Annotated in this window: 19 protein-coding genes and 1 tRNA gene; 11 read left to right on the forward strand and 9 right to left on the reverse strand. The window is 72.3% G+C overall.

The window, feature by feature from the left end; genetic code table 11:
* Positions 1 to 150 precede the first annotated feature (150 nt).
* The gene (locus tag ACYVGN_RS00400; protein ID WP_460788060.1) at positions 151 to 906 is read left to right on the forward strand and encodes an ABC transporter ATP-binding protein; all 756 of its coding nucleotides are present in this window, start codon (positions 151 to 153) and stop codon (positions 904 to 906) included.
* A 47-nt stretch (positions 907 to 953) separates the two neighbouring features.
* Here the strand turns inward: ACYVGN_RS00400 and ACYVGN_RS00405 are convergent, their stop codons facing one another.
* Positions 954 to 1775 carry a shikimate 5-dehydrogenase gene (locus ACYVGN_RS00405; protein WP_460788062.1) on the reverse strand — a complete coding sequence of 274 codons (822 nt, stop codon included), beginning with the start codon at positions 1773 to 1775 and terminating at the stop codon, positions 954 to 956.
* Positions 1776 to 1813: 38 nt separating this feature from the next.
* Entirely contained in the window at positions 1814 to 3508 is a 1695-nt protein-coding gene (locus tag ACYVGN_RS00410; protein WP_460788063.1) for a formate--tetrahydrofolate ligase, read from the reverse strand.
* Between the two features lie 70 nt (positions 3509 to 3578).
* Here ACYVGN_RS00410 and ACYVGN_RS00415 point away from each other — a divergent pair.
* Positions 3579 to 3652 (forward strand) — tRNA-Leu (locus ACYVGN_RS00415).
* 13 nt (positions 3653 to 3665) lie between these two features.
* On the opposite strand, the gene ACYVGN_RS00420 is transcribed toward ACYVGN_RS00415, so the two are convergent.
* Genes ACYVGN_RS00420 through ACYVGN_RS00430 form a run of 3 tightly spaced genes read right to left on the reverse strand, consistent with a single transcriptional unit; the run spans position 3666 to position 5667 of the window.
* Complete coding sequence (locus tag ACYVGN_RS00420; protein ID WP_460788065.1) at positions 3666 to 4022, reverse strand: hypothetical protein; 357 nt, start codon at positions 4020 to 4022, stop codon at positions 3666 to 3668.
* Positions 3995 to 4471 (reverse strand): glycosyltransferase family 2 protein, encoded by a 477-nt coding sequence (locus ACYVGN_RS00425; RefSeq protein WP_460788316.1) that lies wholly within the window; start codon positions 4469 to 4471, stop codon positions 3995 to 3997. Before ACYVGN_RS00425 ends, ACYVGN_RS00420 begins: the two co-directional genes overlap by 28 nt.
* Positions 4360 to 5667: a polysaccharide deacetylase family protein gene (locus ACYVGN_RS00430; protein ID WP_460788067.1), complete on the reverse strand. Its 1308-nt coding sequence runs from the start codon at positions 5665 to 5667 to the stop codon at positions 4360 to 4362. Before ACYVGN_RS00430 ends, ACYVGN_RS00425 begins: the two co-directional genes overlap by 112 nt.
* 504 nt (positions 5668 to 6171) lie before the next feature.
* On the opposite strand from ACYVGN_RS00430, the gene ACYVGN_RS00435 reads away from it, so the two are divergent.
* From ACYVGN_RS00435 to ACYVGN_RS00460, 6 genes are all read left to right on the forward strand, one after another.
* On the forward strand, positions 6172 to 6738 hold the full coding sequence (locus ACYVGN_RS00435; RefSeq protein ID WP_055989900.1) for a LemA family protein: 567 nt from the start codon (positions 6172 to 6174) through the stop codon (positions 6736 to 6738).
* 186 nt (positions 6739 to 6924) lie between these two features.
* On the forward strand, positions 6925 to 8235 hold the full coding sequence (locus ACYVGN_RS00440; RefSeq protein WP_460788069.1) for an HNH endonuclease signature motif containing protein: 1311 nt from the start codon (positions 6925 to 6927) through the stop codon (positions 8233 to 8235).
* 108 nt (positions 8236 to 8343) lie between these two features.
* A complete protein-coding gene (locus ACYVGN_RS00445) occupies positions 8344 to 9285 on the forward strand; it encodes an ABC transporter ATP-binding protein (RefSeq protein WP_460788071.1) in 942 nt (313 codons plus the stop codon).
* A complete protein-coding gene (locus ACYVGN_RS00450; protein ID WP_460788074.1) occupies positions 9282 to 10139 on the forward strand; it encodes an ABC transporter permease in 858 nt (285 codons plus the stop codon). Before ACYVGN_RS00445 ends, ACYVGN_RS00450 begins: the two co-directional genes overlap by 4 nt.
* Positions 10136 to 10960, forward strand: a complete 825-nt coding sequence (locus ACYVGN_RS00455) for an ABC transporter permease (protein ID WP_460788075.1) — start codon at positions 10136 to 10138, stop codon at positions 10958 to 10960. Before ACYVGN_RS00450 ends, ACYVGN_RS00455 begins: the two co-directional genes overlap by 4 nt.
* 57 nt (positions 10961 to 11017) lie before the next feature.
* Positions 11018 to 12268, forward strand: coding sequence for an FAD-dependent oxidoreductase (locus ACYVGN_RS00460; RefSeq protein WP_460788077.1), 1251 nt, complete (start codon positions 11018 to 11020; stop codon positions 12266 to 12268).
* Here the strand turns inward: ACYVGN_RS00460 and ACYVGN_RS00465 are convergent, their stop codons facing one another.
* Positions 12269 to 13591 (reverse strand): winged helix-turn-helix domain-containing protein, encoded by a 1323-nt coding sequence (locus ACYVGN_RS00465; RefSeq protein ID WP_460788078.1) that lies wholly within the window; start codon positions 13589 to 13591, stop codon positions 12269 to 12271.
* A gap of 96 nt (positions 13592 to 13687) precedes the next feature.
* On the opposite strand from ACYVGN_RS00465, the gene ACYVGN_RS00470 reads away from it, so the two are divergent.
* Positions 13688 to 14977, forward strand: a complete 1290-nt coding sequence (locus ACYVGN_RS00470) for an AI-2E family transporter (protein ID WP_460788080.1) — start codon at positions 13688 to 13690, stop codon at positions 14975 to 14977.
* Positions 14974 to 16248: a threonine ammonia-lyase gene (gene ilvA, locus ACYVGN_RS00475; protein WP_460788081.1), complete on the forward strand. Its 1275-nt coding sequence runs from the start codon at positions 14974 to 14976 to the stop codon at positions 16246 to 16248. The genes ACYVGN_RS00470 and ilvA overlap by 4 nt, the downstream gene beginning before the upstream one ends.
* A gap of 10 nt (positions 16249 to 16258) precedes the next feature.
* Here ilvA and greA read toward each other — a convergent pair whose 3' ends face one another.
* Together greA and ACYVGN_RS00485 are read right to left on the reverse strand one after the other, a co-directional pair.
* Positions 16259 to 16747 carry a transcription elongation factor GreA gene (gene greA, locus ACYVGN_RS00480; protein WP_055989882.1) on the reverse strand — a complete coding sequence of 163 codons (489 nt, stop codon included), beginning with the start codon at positions 16745 to 16747 and terminating at the stop codon, positions 16259 to 16261.
* An 80-nt stretch (positions 16748 to 16827) separates the two neighbouring features.
* Positions 16828 to 17223 (reverse strand): DUF4307 domain-containing protein, encoded by a 396-nt coding sequence (locus ACYVGN_RS00485; RefSeq protein ID WP_055989879.1) that lies wholly within the window; start codon positions 17221 to 17223, stop codon positions 16828 to 16830.
* Between the two features lie 56 nt (positions 17224 to 17279).
* Here ACYVGN_RS00485 and ACYVGN_RS00490 point away from each other — a divergent pair, with 56 nt between their 5' ends.
* A complete protein-coding gene (locus ACYVGN_RS00490) occupies positions 17280 to 17525 on the forward strand; it encodes a hypothetical protein (protein ID WP_460788084.1) in 246 nt (81 codons plus the stop codon).
* Positions 17526 to 17559: 34 nt separating this feature from the next.
* Here ACYVGN_RS00490 and trhA read toward each other — a convergent pair whose 3' ends face one another.
* Positions 17560 to 18294 (reverse strand): PAQR family membrane homeostasis protein TrhA, encoded by a 735-nt coding sequence (gene trhA, locus ACYVGN_RS00495; RefSeq protein ID WP_460788085.1) that lies wholly within the window; start codon positions 18292 to 18294, stop codon positions 17560 to 17562.
* Positions 18295 to 18355: the final 61 nt, after the last annotated feature.

The raw sequence follows: 18355 nt of genomic DNA on the forward strand, positions 1-18355 counted from the left end.
GGCGCTTCTCGTCGGATCCGACGTTCTCGAACGCCTCGTCGCGTTCCCGTCAGAGACGCCCCCTGCCTCCGAGCATAGGCCGCGCCCCGGCTCGAGGCGCGCGGGCTCACCGTGGGCTACCCCCCCCCGTCGGCGCCGATCCTCGAGGGCGTGGATCTCACCTTCCCGCCTGGGCGCATCACGGCGCTCATCGGCGGCAACGGGTCGGTCCACTCTGTTGCGCACCGTCGGGGGAGCGCTGCCGCGGGCTCGGCGGCGGCGTGCTGCTCGACGGGCGCCGACCTGCGGACGCGTTCGCGGCGCGACGTCGCGCTCACGGTGTCGTTGCTGCCGCAGCAGCCGATGGCGCCCGAGGGGCTCACGGTGCGCGGACTGTGCGAGTGCGGCCGCCACCCCCACCGCGGGTTCCTCGCACGCGAGCGTCGCGAGGACCGGGAGATTGTCGACCGCGCCCTGGCGTCGGCGGGACTCGGCGAGCTCGCCGAGCGTCCACTCGATGAGCTGTCGGGCGGCCAGCGGCAGCGTGCGTGGATCGCGATGGCGCCGGCTCAGGCGACCCCGATCATGCTGCTGGACGAGCCGACCACGTATCTCGACATCGCTCACCAGCTCGAAGTGCTCGATCTGCTCGCCGATCTCAACCGGCGCGAGGGCATGACCATCGTCATGGTGTTGCACGAGCTCAACCTCGCGGCGCACTACGCGCACCACATCGTCGCCCTGCACGGGGGCACCGTGCACGTCAGCGGCGTCCCGGCGGCCGTCATGAACGCCGACATGATGAGCGCCGTGTTCGGCATCCGGGCGGCGGTCGTGAACCATCCGCTCACGCGCGCCCCGCTCGTGCCGCCGACGCCCGAGACGCCTTACACCGGCGAACGTGCGTTCGCGCCGCACGCACGGTGACGGCGAGCCGGCTCCCGCGAGCTGATCGACGGCCCGCGCGTGCGGCGTCAGGCGCCCGCGCGCATGAACTCCTCGGCCGCGCGGACCTGATCCTCCGTGGGCCGGAGGCCGGTGTACAGCACGAACTGCTCGAGCGCCTGCAGGGTCGCGACCTCCGCACCCGTGATGACCGTCTTCCCCGCGGCCCGGCCGGCCGCGATGAACGGCGTCTCGGCGGGGAGTGCGACGACGTCGAACACCACGGCGGCGTCCGCGATCGCGGCCTCCGGGAATGCGAGCGCGTGCTCGTCGGCACCGCCCGCCATCCCCAGGGGCGTCACGTTGACGAGGACGTCGGCCGTGCGGTCATCGAGGTCGGCCCGCCAGCCGAAGCCGTACAGGTGGGCAAGTGCCCGGCCGCGCTCCTCGTTGCGCGCGACGATCGTGACGTCGCCGAATCCCGCGTCGCGGAACGCCGCCGCGGTGGCCTTGGCCATGCCACCGGATCCGCGCAGCAGAACCGTGGCGGCGGGGTCGAGACGGTTGCGCTCGATGAGCTGCGCGATCGCGGAGTAGTCCGTGTTGTAGGCCGTGAGCACGCCGTCGTCGTTGACGACCGTGTTGACCGAGTCGATGGCCGTGGCCGACGCATCCATGCGGTCGACGAGCGCGATCACGTCCTCCTTGTACGGCATCGAGATCGCGCAGCCGCGGATCCCCAGCCCGCGCACTCCTGCGATCGCCTGCCCGAGATCCGTCGGCGCGAAAGCCTTGTAGATCCAGTTCAGGCCGAGCGCCTCATACAGGTGGTTGTGGAATCGCGTGCCGTTGTTGCTCGGGCGAGCCGACAGCGAGATGCACAGCGTCATGTCCTTGTTCAGCATCGTCACGTCCTCAGCGTACGTGTTGCCGATGTGCGCCGCCGCGGTCAGAACAGGCCGGTGATCCGGCCGTCGTCCGTCACGTCGATGTGCGCCGCCGCGGGGTCGGCGGGCAGGCCGGGCATGGTCATGATGTCGCCGCAGATCATCACGACGAACTCCGCGCCCGCCGCCAGCCGCACCTCGCGCACGTCGACGACGTGTCCGGACGGCGCGCCGCGCAGCTTCGCGTCGGTCGAGAAGGAGTACTGCGTCTTGGCGACGCACACGGGGAGGCCCCCGTAGCCCTCCGCCTCGAGCGTCTCGACCGCGCGCAGCACGGATGCCGAGCCGGTCACGTCGGCGGCGCCGTACACGCGCTGGGCGATCGCGCGCATCTTGTCCCACAGGGGCGCCTCGTCGGCGTAGGTGAAGGTCGGGGCGGCCCCGCCCTCGTCGCACAGCCGCACGACCTCGCGCGCCAGGTCCTCGGCTCCCGCGCCGCCGTCGGCGAAGTGGGTCGCGGCCACGGCGCGCACGCCCATCCGCTCGGCACCCGCGATCAGCGCCGCGATCTCGGCGTCGGTGTCGTCCGCGCGGCGGTTGATCGCCACGACGCACGGCAGGCCGTACACCTCCCGGACGTTGCGCACGTGCCGGTCGAGGTTCGCCAGCCCTCGCTCGAGCGTGGCGACGTCCTCGACCGGCAGCTGCGGCACGTCCACCCCGCCGTGGTACTTGAGGGCGCGGACCGTGGCGACGATCACCGCGCAGTCCGCCTGCACGCCCCGGCGCCCGACGATGTCGGCGAACTTCTCGGCCCCGAGATCGGCGCCGAAGCCGGCCTCGGTCACCACGTAGTCCGCCAGGCGCAGGGCGGCCTCGGTCGCGATCAGCGAGCTGCAGCCGTGCGCGATGTTGGCGAACGGGCCGCCGTGCACGAATGCGGGCGTGTGCTCGAGCGTCTGCACGAGATTCGGGGCGAGCGCGTCGCGCAGCACGGCGGTCATCGCGCCGTGCGCTCCGAGGTCGGCGGCGGTGACGGGCGCGCCGGAGCGGGTGCGGGCGACGACGATGCGGCTGAGGCGCCGCTTGAGGTCCGCGAGGCTCGTCGCGAGGCAGAAGATCGCCATCACCTCGCTGGCCACCACGATGTCGAACCCGCTCTCGCGCGGGTGCCCGTTGCCCGTGCCGCCGAGGCCGATCACGGTATCGCGCAGCGCGCGGTCGTTCATGTCCAGGACGCGGCGCCACGTGATGCGCCGCACGTCGATGCCCAGCGCGTTGCCGTGGTGCACGTGGTTGTCGATCATCGCGGCGAGCAGGTTGGTCGCGACGGCGATGGCGCCGAAGTCGCCCGTGAAGTGCAGGTTGATGTCCTCCATCGGCACGACCTGCGCGCGGCCTCCGCCCGCGGCGCCGCCCTTCATGCCGAACACCGGGCCCAGGGCGGGCTCGCGCAGGCAGATCATGGCGCGCTCGCCGATCCGGGTCAGCGCGTCGCCGAGCCCCACCGTGGTCGTGGTCTTGCCCTCGCCGGCCGGGGTGGGGGAGACGGCCGTGACGAGCACCAGCCGGCCGCGCGGCCGATCCGCCAGGCCCTGCAGCCAGGACAGCGCGACCTTGGCCTTCGTGCGTCCGTACGGTTCGAGCGCCTCGTCGGGGATGCCGGCCGCCGCGGCGATCTCGCCGATGGGGCGCAGGCGAGCGGCCTGGGCGATCTCGATGTTGCTCGCGGGCGTGTGGCCGGGGGTGTGCGGCACGGGACCTCCTGCGTCTTCGTCGACAGCGGCACCAGGCTATGCCACGCGCGGCGGGTAACGTGGAGCGACCGCCCCCGTAGCCCAACCGGCAGAGGCAGGCGACTTAAACTCGCCGCAGTCTGGGTTCGAATCCCAGCGGGGGCACGCGCGCGTCGGCTCAGATGTGCTGCGCGACCGCGCGCATCAGCGCCCTCTGGTCGTCCGCCCAGAGCCGCACCTGCTCCACGAGGTGGTCGCCGCCCTTCGGCGCGAGGCCCGGCAGCCGCACGACGGTCGGCCGCTCGAGCGCGATCAGGATGTTGGTCTCGTTCGCCATCCGCAGCGCGAGGGTCGCGCGGCCGTCCTCGTCGGCGATCCGCGGCGCCTTCTCCTCGTCGGCGCGTCGGGCGATCTCCACCGAGGCGATGTCGTCCCACGCGAGCGGCACGTCGATCTCGAGCCCGCTGCGGGCGCGGATGCCCTCGTGGCCGACCGTGTGCGGGCGCATCAGCATGGCGCACAGCGGTGCTTCCACATCGCCTGCATCGTGCCGTAGCACCAGCGGTATCGCTGCCGCCACAGCGCGCCGATCGAGGCGGGTGCCTCCGTCCACGCGACGGCGTCGTCCTGGTACACGACGCGCCAGCCGTCCCGGCACACGGCCATCGTGAGGTCCGTGCACTCCGCGACGTCGAACAGGCGCCGGTCGAGGTTGAACCCCACGACGTACTCGATGTGCTGCCAGGCTCCGAGCACGCCGCCGCGGTTCACGATCTTCGTGTTCCCCGACACCGCGCCGACGCGGCTGTCGGAGAACGGCTGGATGAGCGCGCGCACGGTTCCCGGCTCGAACACGGTGTCGCCGTCGACCATCACGATGAGCTCGTGCGACGCAGCGCGCAGGCCCGTGTTGAGCGCGGCGGGCTTGCCGCCGTTGGGCTGCCGGATGACGCGGACCCGCGGCAGGGCGAGCGCCTCCACCATGTCGGCGGTGCCGTCCGTCGAGCCGTCGTCGACGACGATGATCTCCACCTCGTGCTCGACGCGGCGATCGAGCGGACGGCCGCCTCGATGCCGGCGGACTCGTTGTAGGCCGGCACGATGACCGTCACCGGATCGAGCACCACGGGCCGCGCCGGCTCCTCCCGTCGCCGTCGCGCGGCACGGCGATGCCGAGCCGCCGCGGCCACGGCCAGCACGGCCCGCGCGACGGTCAGGGCGCCCGTGATCACGAGCATCCACGCGATGACGGTGACGACGGCGTCGCTGATCCGGATGCCCCAGGCCGCCGCGGACGCGGCCAGGCGGTCGCCGGGTGCCGCCTCGGTCATCACGGGCTCCAGCCCCACGGCCTCGCTCACGGTCGTCGCCCGGTGCCCGGCGTCGTCGAGCCGGTCGAGCGCGCGGTCGAGCGCCGCGACGGTCGCGGCGCGGTTCCGGCCGCCGTCGTGCAGCAGCACCACCTGGCCCGACGCGGCGCCGTCCACGATGGCGCGCTCGATCGCATCCGGGTCCGGCGTCTCCCAGTCGCGGGCGTCCTTCGTCGCGAGCACCGTGAGGTAGCCCTCGTCGCCCGCGTGCCGGATGGCCGACCACATCGCGTCGTCGACCGCCGAGTTCGTCGAGGTGTAGGGCGGCCGCAGCAGCGACGCGGACCGCCCGGTCGCCTCGATGATCGCGAGCTGCGCGGCGTCGATCTCGACCTCGCGACGCCACGCGGGGGCCGTGGCGAGGTCGACGTGCGTCAGGGTGTGCACGCCGAGCTCGTGGCCTTCGGCGCCGATGCGCCGCGCGAGGTCGGGGTGGTCGATCACGGCGGTGCCGACCGCGAAGAATGTCGCGGTGGCGCCGTGCTCGCGCAGGACGTCCAGGATGCGCGGCGTCCACTCCGGATCGGGCCCGTCGTCGAACGTGAGCGCCACGGTGCCCGGCGCGGGTGACGCCGTGCGCGGATCCGCGCCCCTCGTGTCGATCACCGGCCCGCCGTGGAGCACCTCGGAGGGAACACGCTCGGCGCTCGCGGTCGCGGGCGGCGCCGCGTCGCCGATCGTGCTGAGGCGATGGGTGTAGCCCTGCACCAGCAGGGCGACCAGGACGGCGAGCAGTACGGCCGCGAGGACGACCCAGTGGGCGCGCTCCGCGGGACGTCGCCGCAGGGCCCGTCGCATGCCGCCGGTCACGGTCGCGGCGGCTCGGTCGGCTTCTTGGCGCGGCCGGGGGCGTCGCCGCTGCGGCCCGGCGCGGTCGCGGTCTCGGGCTCCGCGGTCGGCGCCGGAACGGCGGCCGTGGCGGGCTCGGCCTCGGGCTGCGTCGTGACGGCGGGCTGAGGCGTGGGGGTGGGCGTCGGAACCTCGACGGTCTCGGGAGCGGGCGCCGTCGTGGGCCGCGCGGCGGGCGCCGGCGTCGCAACCGGGGTCGGTCGCGGCGCGGGGGTCGCCGCCGCGGCGCCCGGCTCCGGCGTCCCGAGGTGTCGACGAACACCGGCTTCGCGGCGAGCGTGGTCCGGGCTTCACGCAGCTGTCTTCGGGTCGATATCCGGCCCCATTGCAGGAAGCGCGCGCTCCGAGCGCGCTGGGGACCTGTCCCCGGAGCGACGATGGGGAGGCCCTGCGAGTCCCGCGGCCGCCGATCGTGCGGGGAGGACCCGCGTCTAGGATGGGGGCAATCACCGAGGGGGGTTCCCGATGGAATGGCTGATTCCTGTCGTCATCGTGCTGGCGATCGTCGTCATCGCCGGCATCTACCTGTGGGCGACGTACAACTCGCTCGTGCAGCTCAACGTGCGGGTGGACGAGGCCTGGAGCGACATCACGGTGCAGCTCAAGCGCCGCGCGGACCTGATCCCCAACCTGATCGAGGCCGTCAAGGGATACGCGGCGCACGAGAAGGCCGTGTTCGAGAACGTCACCCGGGCACGCGCCGAGACCCTCTCTGCGCAGGGGCCCGCCGAGGCGGGCGTCGCCGAGGGGCACCTGCAGCAGGCGCTCAAGAGCCTGTTCGCGGTCGCGGAGGCCTACCCGCAGCTCCAGGCCAGCCAGAACTACCTGCAGCTCCAGCACGCCCTCGTCGACACCGAGGACAAGATCCAGGCGTCGCGCCGGTTCTACAACGGCGGCGTGCGCGAGCTGAACACCAAGATCAAGGTCTTCCCGAACAACCTGTTCGCACGCAACCTCGGCTTCCACGAGCGGGAGTTCTTCGAGGTGGTCGACGGCGCCGCAATCGCCGAGCCGCCCCGCGTCCAGTTCTGACCCTTCGGTCGTTGAGCGGAGGCGTGCCAGCGCCGGCGTCGAAACGTGTCCGAACCCTCCCTGCCGGCCGGCGCGCCGCTCGTCCACAGGGTGCCGTAGCGACGACTTCTCCACAGATTCGGTTCACTGACCTGATCTGCCCTTTCCGGCCCGCTGAATGTCGGTGGCCCCTGGAAGAATCGGAGCATGACGACACAGGCGCACTCGACCGGGTGGACTCCCACCCTGGGTGAGCTGGCGCGCATGTCGGAGCTGGTCGAGGGGTTTCTGGAGGACCAGGCGGTCATCGCGAGGGCGCAGGCGCGTCAGGCCAAGCGGCTCGCCGAAGCGCGGGCGATCGCGGAGGCGCAGATGCGCCGCGCCGGCATCGGGTCGGAGTTCGAGCACCCGGTCCGATCGATGGCTGCCGAGTTCGGAGTGGCCGCCCGGATCTCCGACCGGTCGATCCGGATGCGGATGGAATGGTCCGTCGACCTGGTTGACGGGTTCCCGGCGACGTTCGCGGTGTTCGAGGAAGGGCGCATCTCGGAGGCCCACGTCCGGGCGATCGTCGACGCCGGCAGTCGTCTGGAGGATGAGGACGCGCGGGCGGAGTTCGAGCGGATCATCCTGCCCCGCGCGGTGAAGCTCACCGCGGGGCAGCTCGGGTCGGTCGCACGGAAGCTCGCCGATGACATCGAGCCGCTGCCGTTGGAGGAGCGCCACGAGGAGGCGATGGCCGACCGCTCCGTGAGCGTGGCTCCGCTTCCGGACGGGATGGGCGAGCTCACCTACATCGGCCCGGCCGTGACGGTGTACGCGATGCACGACCGGGCCACTCAGATGGCGCGCACGATCTACCGGACGAAGGCCGAGGGCGACGAGCGGACGTTGGATCAGATCCGGGCGGACGTGTTCGCCGAGATCGCCCTCGCCGGGCTCCCCACGGCGGATTTGATCGACCAGCAGGGCGGGGATGCCCTGACGAAGATCAAGGCGACGGTGCAGGTCACGGTCCCGTGGCAGTCACTGACCGGCGTCGGTGACGAGTCGGCGTTCCTCGCCGGCTATGGCCCGATCCCCGCGGAGGCCGCGCGCCGCCTCGCAGGGGAGGCGGCGACCTGGACGCGCCTGTTCCAGGATCCCGACACCGGGTGCCTGAAGACGGTCGACACGTATACACCGACCAAGGCGCAGCGCCGGTTCCTGATCGCCCGGGACGAGCACTGCCGCTTCCCCGGCTGCCGGCAGCCCGCGATCCGGTGCGAGGACGACCACACCATCCCGTACTCCCGCGGCGGCCCCACGAGCGTCCGCAACCTCGCCAACCTGTGCCGCGCCCACCACGTCCTGAAACACAACTCCGCGTGGAGATTCCGTCACGGGCCGGGCGGCGTGATGGAGGTCATCAGCCCCACCGGCAAGGCCTACAAGCACAGACCCACCCCGGTGGTCCGGTTCGAGGCGTCCTCGGAGATCGCGCGCGCCGACTTCGGCGCAGACCCGCCGCCGTTCTGACGTGCCGGTGGCGGTCTCCTGTGTTTCGACTCCGCTCGCTGGCGCTCGCTCCGCTCAACGATCGAACGGGGTCTGCCCATTGTCGGAGGCCGCGGATATGGTTGTCCGGTGTCCGAACCGGTGATCTCCGCGCAGAGCCTCGTCAAGACGTACAAGGTCAAGGGCAAGCCGGACTTCGTGGCGGTCGACGGGCTGAGCTTCGAGGTGGCTCCGGGGGAGTCGTTCGGCCTGCTGGGCCCGAACGGCGCCGGCAAGTCGACCACCATGAAGATGATCGGCGCGGTCTCGGCACGCACCGCCGGCGAGCTGTCCATCCTCGGCCTGGACCCCGACCGCTACGGGCCCGAGATCCGCTCCCGGCTGGGGGTCGTGCCGCAGCAGGACAACCTCGACGGCGAGCTCAACGCGCGCGAGAACCTGTATATCTACGGGCGCTACTTCGGGCTGCCCAGCCGCGTGTGCCACGAGAAGGCCGACGAGCTGCTCGCTTTCGCGCAGCTGTCGGACAAGGCCAAGAGCAAGGTCGACCAGCTCTCGGGCGGCATGAAGCGCCGCCTCACGATCGCCCGCGGGCTCATCAACGACCCGCGCATCCTGCTGCTCGACGAGCCGACCACGGGCCTCGATCCGCAGGCGAGGCACGTGCTGTGGGATCGGCTGTTCCGGCTGAAGGAGCGCGGCACGACGCTCGTGCTGACCACGCACTACATGGACGAGGCCGAGCAGCTCTGCGACCGCCTGATCGTGGTCGACCACGGCCGCATCATGGCCGAGGGCACGCCCGCATCGCTCATCCGCGAGCACTCCAGCCGGGAGGTCCTCGAGGTGCGCTTCGGATCCGAGCGCAACGAGCAGGTCGCCGCGCAGCTGCAGGGCATCGGCGATCGCCTCGAGGTGCTGCCGGACCGCATCCTGATCTACGCGCACGACGGCGAGGCCGTGCTCGAGCGCGTCACCGCGGCGGGTCTGCAGCCCATCACGAGCCTCGTGCGCCGCTCCAGCCTCGAGGACGTGTTCCTGCGGCTGACGGGAAGGTCGCTGATCGAATGAGCGCCACGCGCACGGCGCAGCCGACTCTCGACGAGCTGCGCGCCGAGGCCCTGGAGTGGGGCCGCCGCCCGCGACGCCGGGGCAGCTGGTACGTCACCGAGCACATGGTGCGCGCCATGCGGGCGTACGGATGGACGATCGTGGTCGGCGCGGTCGGGCAGCCGATCATGTACCTGCTGGGTCTCGCGCTCGGGCTCGCCGCGCTCATCCGGGTTCCCGTCGTCGACCACGGCACCGAGGTGCCCTACCTGGTGTTCGTTGCGCCCGCCCTTCTGGTCACGGCCGCGATCGCGGTCGCGTCCGAGGAGATGACCTACCCGGTCATGGCGGGGTTCAAGTGGCGGCGGTACTTCTACGGCTTCAACGCCTCCGCCCTGTCGAGCCCGCAGATCACGCACGGTGTGATCGCGGGTGCGGCCGCGCGGATGGCGGTCGCGGTCGCCGCGTACTACCTGTTCGTGTGGCTGTTCGGGTCCGTGCCCCAGCCGGGAACGGGGTGGCTGGCCATCCCCGCCGGCCTGCTCGCCGGGCTCGCGTTCGGGATCCCGCTCATGGCCTACGCCGGCTCGCTGCAGGACGACAAGGGCCAGTTCGCGCTCGTGCAGCGGTTCGTGTTCATGCCGATGTTCCTGTTCTCCGGCACGTTCTACCCGCTCGACACACTGCCCGTGTGGCTGCAGTGGATCGGCTGGATCTCGCCCCTGTGGCACGGCTCCGAGCTCGGACGAGCGGCCACCTATTCGGCCGGCATCGCGCCCGGGATGCTCGCGGTCCATGTGACGTACCTGGCCGCCCTGTGCGTGGCGGGGTACGTCTGGGGCCGTCGCGTGTTCGTCCGGAGGCTCGCCCGATGACCGCGGTGGCAGACGTCGAGGACACCACGCGCCGCGGGGGAGTGCGCGCCCTGTGGGCGGGCAATCCCTGGTCCGTCGTCGAGCGCGGACTCGTCGCGGCCCGGTCGTCGAGCTGGATCGTCGTCCTCTCCGGGTTCTTCGAGCCGGTCTTCTACCTCGCCTCCATGGGCATCGGTCTGGGCGCCCTCGTCGGCGACGTCCAGACCTCCCAGGGGGTCGAGGTGAGCTACGCCGCGTTCATCGCCCCCGCGCTGCTCGCCGTCTCGGCCATGAACGGGGCCATCTACGACTCCACCTGGAACGTCTTCTTCAAGCTCAACTACGGCAAGCTCTACGAGGGCATGCTGTCCACGTCGCTGGGGCCGCTGGACGTCGCGCTCGGCGAGATCCTGTACGCCCTGCTGCGGGGCCTGCTCTACGCGACCGGCTTCATGGCGATCATGCAGCTCGCGGGGCTGAACCTGTCGTGGACCGCGATCCTGGCCCTCCCGGCGGTGCTGCTGATCGCGTTCGGCTTCGCGAGCCTCGGCATGGCCGTCACGAGCTACATGAAGACGTTCCAGCACATGGACTGGATCAACTTCGCCCTGCTGCCGATGTTCCTGTTCTCGGCCACGTTCTACCCGATCGCGGTGTACCCGGAGTGGGTGCAGCAGATCGTGATGGCGCTGCCGCTGTGGCACGGGGTCGAGCTGGTCCGCGGACTGACGACCGGCGTGCTGAGCGTCGGGCTCCTGTGGCACGTCCTCTACTACGTCGTGATGATCGCCATCGGCCTGGTCTTCACGACCAAGCGGCTGCGCGCCCTCTTCCTCGGCTGACGGGCGCCGTCGCACCCGGCTGTGGCGGATCCGGCGCGCCTGCGGGATCGTGAGGGCATGAGCGAACGAGCCCCGGGCACGGCCCGCTGCATCGTGGTCGGCGGAGGCCCCGCCGGCATGATCGCGGGGCTGCTCCTCGCCCGCGCCGGCGTGGACACCACGGTGCTCGAGAAGCACGCCGACTTCCTCCGCGACTTCCGCGGGGACACCATCCACCCGTCGACCCAGCTGCTGCTCGACGAGCTGGGCCTCGCGGACGAGTTCGCGAGGATCCCGTTCTCGCGCCTCGACGGCGTGCGCGTGCCCGCCGCGGACGGCACGGTCGCAACGCTCGCGGACTTCGGGCGCCTGCGCCACCCGCATCCATTCATCGCCATGGCCCCCCAGTGGGACTTCCTCGATCTGCTGGCCGACGCGGGCCGGCAGGAGCCGCGCTTCCACCTGCGCATGCGCACCGAGGTGGTCGAGCTCGTCCGCCGCGACGGAGCCGTGGCCGGCGTCCGCTGCCGAGATCACGCGACCGGGATGACCGAGGAGCTGCACGCGACGCTCACGATCGGGGCGGACGGACGCGGCTCGCGCGTGCGCCGTCTCGCGGGGCTCCGGATGCGCGAGTTCCCCGTGCCGTTCGATGTGCTGTGGTTCCGCATCGCCGCGCGCGACGCTGACGGAGCGCCCGTCGATGTGGGGCGGACCCTGCTGCCGCGGGGCGCGGGCGGGCGCCTGTTCATCCTGATCCCGCGCGGCGACTACGTGCAGGCGGCGATGCTGATCCCCAAGGGCTCCGAGCCCGAGCTGCGCGCCGCGGGGATCGGCGCCTTCCGCGCGGAGGTCGCCGCGGCCGTCCCGGAGCTCGCGGCCGCGATGGAGGACGTGGGCTTCGACGACGTGCACCTGCTGGACGTGCGGCTGAACCGCGCGCGACGGTGGTGGACGCGCGGCCTGCTGTGCATCGGCGACGCGGCGCACGCCATGTCGCCCGTGGGCGGCGTCGGCGTGAACCTGGCTGTGCAGGACGGCGTCGCCGCCGCGGCGCTCGTCGCCGAGCCGCTGCTGCAGGGTCGGATGAGCGACCGCGTCGTGACGGCCGTGCAGCGCCGGCGCGCGCCGGCGACGATCATCACGCAGGCGGCGCAGCGCATCGTGCACCTCGGTCTGCGTCGGGCGTTCGCGCGTCGCACGGTGCCGCTGGTGCCCGGCACCGTCGCGCGTCTGCTGCGGCTGGCCCCCGTGCTCAGCGCCGTCCCCGCGCGCGTGGTCGGCGTGGGCGTGCGTCCGGAGCATGCCCCGGACTTCGCGCGTCGCTGATCAAGCGGGGTCGAGCGCCGGCTCGACCCCCTCCGCCGGGACCGGCTCGGGGGCAGACGGCTCGACCGAGGGGCGCTCGTGCCGGGCGGCATCCGGCATCGCGAATGCGAGGTCGGCGGTCGCGTCGCCCCACGTCGAGATCGAGATCCGCTCCAGACCCTGCCAGGCGGCCGCCTCACGGAGCGCCGTCGCGACCCGCTCCGCGCTCGCCGTGGGCACGCCGGCCTCCCACCACGCGGACTGCACCCGCAGGGTCGACGCGGGGCGGTCGGCCTTCAGGTCCACGCGGCCGACGATGCGGTCATCCACGAGCACCGGCAGCGAGTAGTAGCCGTAGCGGCGCCGGTCCGCCGGCGTGTAGATCTCGATCCGGTAGTCGAAGTCGAACAGCCGCTCGGCCCGCTCCCGGAACCACACCACGGGATCGAACGGCGTCAGCACCGTCGCGGCGGTGATCCGGCGTGGCAGCGTCGCGTCGCGGTGCGCCCACGCGGGCAGGGGAGAGGAGCCCCGGTTCCACCCCTCGACCGCGACCGGCGCGAGCTCGCCCGCGTCGACCAGCTCGTGCACCGCCGCCAGCACGGCGCGGCGATCGCGGATGCGGTAGTAGTCGGCCAGGTCGGACGCCGTCGCGACGCCGGACGCGCGTGCGGCCCGGCGCATGAGCTCGCGGATCGCATCCTCACTGCTCACCTCGACGTCGAGGAGCGCCGCCGGGATGACCTGCTCCGTGAGCCCGTACCGGCGCTCGAAGCCCCTTCGTCCGGCGATCGCGACCTCGCCGAAGCGCCACATCATCTCGAGCGCGCGCTTGACCACGTCCCAGTCCCACCAGGGCCCGCGCGCGCCGCGGTGCGCGTCCGACTCGATCTGCGCGGGACGCAGCGGCCCGCGTGCGGCCAGCTCGGCGCGCACCCACTCGACCGTCGCCGCGTTCTCCGCGTACCAGCTGTCCGGGCCGCCGTACTTGGCGCGCATGGCGTCCATCCGGAACCGCCACAGCGGCCAGTCCTCGACCGGCAGGAAGGTCGCCTCGTGACCGAGGTACTCGAAGTACGCGCCCGTCGAGCGGGGCCGGCCGCCGGCGCCATGGCGCATCACGAGCCGGTCGAGGATCGCGGGATCGTAGGGGCCGAGCCGCGAGAACAGCGGCACGTAGTGCGAGCGCGCGAACACGTTCACGGAGTCGATCTGCAGCGTGCCCATGCGCGCGATCGCGCCGTTGAGCTGGCGCGCGCCGGGGGACTCGGGGCGGGGACGGGCGAAGCCCTGCGCCGCCAGCGCGACGCGGCGGGCCTCGGCCAGGGACAGCTGCTGCTTCACGCGCGCCACCCTAGCGGCGGGCTCCGACATCGCGGGCGGGCGCAGCGGCTGACATATATGCCGGGGCCGGAGAGGCCCGGCTTTAGACTGACGCAGATGAGCGACGACAAGCCCCGCGGCGGGTTCTGGGACGTCTTCCGGCCGCGCCCGGCCGAGTCGTCGCGCGGCCGTCCGACGGCGCGCCCGGCGGCCTCCGCGCCCGACGCCGTGCCGCTCGGCCTGCGCATCGCGACCGCCTACGCGTGGCGCTTCCTCGTGATCGCGGCCGCCGCCGGGGTGCTGGTCTGGCTCGTCATCCAGTTCAAGCTCCTGGTCATCCCGCTGCTCGTCGCGATCCTCGTCACGGCCCTCGTCTGGCCGGCGCTTTCCTGGCTGCTGCGTCACCGCGTCCCGCGCTGGGCCGCCATCGCGCTCACCATGATCGGGACCATCGCGATCGTCACCGGCCTGGTGTGGCTCGTCGTGTGGCAGGTGTCGCGCGAGATGCCCTCGGTGCGCGGGCGTGCTTTCGAGGCGATCGACCAGCTGCGCGGCTTCCTGGTCGGGATCGGCATCTCCGAGGCCGAGATCGACGCGTACCTCGCGCAGGGCGTGGATCTGCTCCAGGAGCAGGCCGGCACGCTGTGGAGCGGCGCGCTCGCCGTGGGATCCACGGTCGGCCACCTGGGCGCGGGCATCCTGCTGACCCTGTTCGCCCTGATCTGCATCCTCGCCGACGGCGGCGGCATCTGGCGCTGGACCGTCCAGCTGTTCCCGCGCGAGGCGCGCGCCGCGGTCGACACCGCAGCGCGCAACGGCTGGCGCACGGTGATCAACTACGCGCGCACGCAGATGCTCGTCGCGACGATCGACGCGGTCGGCATCGGCCTCGGCGCGTTCTTCCTCGGCCTGCCGATGGCGATCCCGATCGCCGTGATGGTGTTCCTGGGATCCTTCGTGCCGCTCGTCGGCGCGATCGTGACGGGAGCGGTCGCGGTGTTCATCGCGCTGGTCTATCACGGCATCTGGATCGCGCTCGCGATGCTCGCGGTCGTGCTGGCTGTGCAGCAGATCGAGAGCCACGTGCTCCAGCCGATCCTGATGGGCTCGGCCGTGAAGGTCCACCCGCTCGCGGTCGTCATGGTCGTCGCGGGCGGATCCATGATCGCCGGCATCCCCGGCGCCCTGTTCGCCGTCCCGCTGGCCGCGTTCGTCAACGTGGTCGCCGTGACGCTGTCCTCGGGGTCGTGGCGCACGGGCGAGCCGCTGCACGGCGACCTGATCTGGGAGACCGTCCCCAAGACCATCGGACCCGCCAAGGGCGACGGGCACCACCGCACCGGAACCGCCCGCGCCGGGGACGCCGAGCCCGGCGGCCCCGCCCCCACGAACGGAACGCACACGTGACGACCCTCGACCCCCAGCAGCCCGCCGAGCCGACCGCCGCCGCGCCCGCCATCCCGACGCTCGAGGAGTTCGAGGCGGCGGCGCGCAGCCTGGCCGACGTGGTCGAGCACACGCCGCTCGAGTACTCGCTGCACCTGTCCGAGGTGCTGGGCGCCCCGGTGCGGCTGAAGCTCGAGAACCTCCAGCGCACCGGGTCGTTCAAGGTGCGCGGCGCCACCTACCGGCTCGCGCAGCTGACGCCGGAGGAGCGCGCGCGCGGCGTCGTGGCGGCGTCGGCGGGAAACCACGCGCAGGGCGTGGCCCTCGCAGCCCAGCAGCTCGGCATCCCGGCCACGATCTACATGCCGCTCGGCGTGCCGGTGCCCAAGCTCATGGCGACGCGCGGGTACGGGGCCGAGGTCGTGCTCGAGGGCGCCACCGTGATGGAGGGCCTCAAGCGCGCGGCGGAGCACGCCGAGCGCATGGGCGCGGTGCTCATCCACCCGTACGACCACCGCGACGTCGTGATCGGCCAGGGCACGCTCGGGCTCGAGATCATGGACGACGCCCCCGACGTCTCCACGATCATCCTCGGGATCGGCGGCGGCGGCCTGATCGCGGGCGTCGCGGCCGCGGCGAAGGCCCGGGCGGCCGCCGAGGGCCGCGAGGTGCGCATCATCGGCGTGCAGGCCGAGAACGCCGCGCCGTTCCCGCCGTCGCTCGCCGCCGGCCGGCCCGTGTCCGTCGAGACGCAGCCGACGATCGCCGACGGCATCCTCGTCTCACGCCCCGGCGACGTGCCGTTCGAGATCATCCGCGAGCTGGTCGACGAGGTCGTCACGGTCAGCGACGACGACATCGCGCGGGCGCTGCTCGTGCTGCTCGAGCGCGCCAAGGTGGTCGTGGAGCCGGCGGGCGCGGTCGGCGTCGCGGCGATCCTCGCGGGCAAGGTGAAGACCACGGGGCCGACGGTCGCCGTGCTGTCGGGCGGCAACATCGACCCGCTGCTGCTGCAGCGAGTTGTCGCTCACGGCCTGGCGGCATCCGGGCGCTACATGACGGTGAAGATCCCGCTGCCCGACCGACCCGGACAGCTCGCGCGCGTGTCGGAGCTGATCGCCGAGGCGGGCGCCAACGTGGTCGAGGTGCTGCACACCCGCCACGGGCAGGGCCTGCAGATCAGCCAGGTGGCGCTGCAGATCTCGGTCGAGACCCGCGGCCAGGAGCACCGTGAGCTGACGCTCCAGATCCTCCGCGACGCGGGCTACGAGCCCGAGGTGCTGCCCGACTAGAAGGCGTCCCTCAGCCGGTGAAGGTCTCGACCTTGACGATCTCGACCGGGATCTCCTTGCCGTTGGGGGCCGTGTAGGAGGTCTTGTCGCCCTCCTTGAGGCCGAGGATGGCCGCGCCGAGGGGGCTCTGCTCGCTGTACACGTCGAGGTCGGTGCCGCCCGCGATCTCGCGGCTGCCGAGCAGGAAGCGCTCCTCGTCGCCCAGCACGAGCGCGGTCACGACGGTGCCCGACTGCACGGTGCCGTCCGACTCGGGCGCCTCGCCGACGACGGCCTCCTTGAGCAGCGCCTGCAGCGTGCGGATGCGCATCTCGATCTTGCCCTGCTCGTCCTTGGCGGCGTGGTAGCCGCCGTTCTCCTTGAGGTCGCCCTCCTCGCGGGCGATCTCGATGCGCTTGGCGATCTCCTCGCGGCCGGTGGTCGAGAGCTGCTCGAGCTCGGCGGCGAGTCGGTCGTAGGCCTCCTGCGTGAGGAAAGTGACCTGTGCGTCATTGGACACGATGGACTCCTTCGATCGGGCGGGGATAGTGCAAGACGCCCCGGCGTTCGGCCGGGGCGTCGCGAGTCAGTCCGGAAAGACTACGTGACCCAGCAGGTTTCGACCAAACCGGTCGTCGCCTCGGCGACCGTCGGGACGGTCTCCGTGCGGGACATCGCGTGGCCACCGTCGCCCTCGTACCGGACGATCTTCCAGCCGACGACGCCGAACTCCTGGTCGAGCGCCTGGACCGCGCACGCGACGTCGCGTCCCGGCGGCGCGGTGAGCTGGAACGACACCCGGACGCTGTGCTCGTCGAGAACCTCGTACCCGAGACCGTCGACGGACACGGCGTCGAGGGAGGTGGACACGGCGGTCCAGCCGAGCCACCCGATGCCCGCGGCCGCGACGGCGATCACGGTGCCCCACAGCATCCGCCGGCGCGCGGGGTCGGCCGTCCGCCCGTAGCGGTCGTCGAGCTCGGCCTGCGTGGTCATGCGCGTCCTCGGGGAAAGTTAGGCTGGTTCCACCAGGCTAGAACAGGAGCCACCCGATGCAGGCCCTCGGCACCATGCCCACCCCCACGCCCACGCCCACGGTCGACCCCATGCTGGTCAGCCCCGGGCCGATGGGCTTCGCCGTGATCGTCATCCTGGTGGTCCTGGTCACCCTGCTGGTGCTCGACATGCTGCGGCGCGTGCGCCGCGCACGGTACCGCGAGGAGGCCAACGAGGCGCTCGACGCCGAGGAGGCCGCCGCCCGCGAGCGCGAAGCGCGCCGCGACGCGGAAGACGGATAACCGAGCGCGACCGTGCCGTGAGGCGGGCGCGGCGTCACAGGGCGTGGGGCAGGGGATCCAGCGCGATGAGCAGGGCGCCGGTCCAGTGGCACAGGAAGGCCAGCACCGTGCAGACGTGGAAGATCTCGTGGAAGCCGAAGTGGCCGGGCCAGGGATTGGGGCGCTTCATGGCGTAGACCGCGGCGCCGGCCGAGTAGAGCAGGCCGCCGGCGATGACGAGCACCATCATGGCGGGGTTGGCCTGGAACAGGTCGACGAGGTACATCACGGCCGCCCAGCCGAGCAGCAGGTAGAGGGCGACGTACAGCCAGCGCGGAGCGCCGAGCCAGAACACGCGGAACAGGATGCCGAGGAGGGCCCCGCTCCAGACGAGCACGAGCAGCAGCGTGCCCTTCTCGGGCGGAAGCGCCAGCACCGCGATCGGCGTGTACGTGCCGGCGATCAGCAGCAGGATGTTCGCGTGGTCCACGCGGCGCAGCACGGCCTTGACGGACGGGTTCCAGTCGAAGCGGTGGTACACCGCCGAGTTGCCGAACAGCAGCAGCGACGAGGCCATGAACACCGCGGACGCCCACTTGGCGGGCGCGCCCTGCGCGAGGCTGATCAGCACGATCCCCGCCGCGACCGCGACCGGGAACGTGCCGGCATGGATCCAGCCGCGCCAGGTCGGCCGGATGTCCGTCTGCGCGTCGTGACGGGCCTCATCCAGCAGGGGCAGCTGCGGCACGCCGTCTTCGGAGGTCGGGTCGTCGTCGTGCGGCTGCGTCATGCTCCGAGCGTACGCGGCATGGCATGCCGCGCACGGCACACGGGCGGGCCGGAGTAGCGTA

The sequence above is a fragment of the Microbacterium lacusdiani genome (assembly GCF_054779895.1).

What these genes read in the sequence shown, in the direction of transcription:
- ACYVGN_RS00425 (WP_460788316.1), bottom strand. Translation starts at nt 4,471, where the DNA reads ATGGTGGAGGCGCTCGCCCTGCCGCGGGTCCGCGTCATCCGGCAGCCC.
- ACYVGN_RS00435 (WP_055989900.1), top strand. Translation starts at nt 6,172, where the DNA reads ATGGAATGGCTGATTCCTGTCGTCATCGTGCTGGCGATCGTCGTCATC.
- ACYVGN_RS00440 (WP_460788069.1), top strand. Translation starts at nt 6,925, where the DNA reads ATGACGACACAGGCGCACTCGACCGGGTGGACTCCCACCCTGGGTGAG.
- ACYVGN_RS00450 (WP_460788074.1), top strand. Translation starts at nt 9,282, where the DNA reads ATGAGCGCCACGCGCACGGCGCAGCCGACTCTCGACGAGCTGCGCGCC.
- ACYVGN_RS00455 (WP_460788075.1), top strand. Translation starts at nt 10,136, where the DNA reads ATGACCGCGGTGGCAGACGTCGAGGACACCACGCGCCGCGGGGGAGTG.
- ACYVGN_RS00460 (WP_460788077.1), top strand. Translation starts at nt 11,018, where the DNA reads ATGAGCGAACGAGCCCCGGGCACGGCCCGCTGCATCGTGGTCGGCGGA.
- ACYVGN_RS00470 (WP_460788080.1), top strand. Translation starts at nt 13,688, where the DNA reads ATGAGCGACGACAAGCCCCGCGGCGGGTTCTGGGACGTCTTCCGGCCG.
- ACYVGN_RS00485 (WP_055989879.1), bottom strand. Translation starts at nt 17,223, where the DNA reads ATGACCACGCAGGCCGAGCTCGACGACCGCTACGGGCGGACGGCCGAC.
- ACYVGN_RS00490 (WP_460788084.1), top strand. Translation starts at nt 17,280, where the DNA reads ATGCAGGCCCTCGGCACCATGCCCACCCCCACGCCCACGCCCACGGTC.
- trhA (WP_460788085.1), bottom strand. Translation starts at nt 18,294, where the DNA reads ATGACGCAGCCGCACGACGACGACCCGACCTCCGAAGACGGCGTGCCG.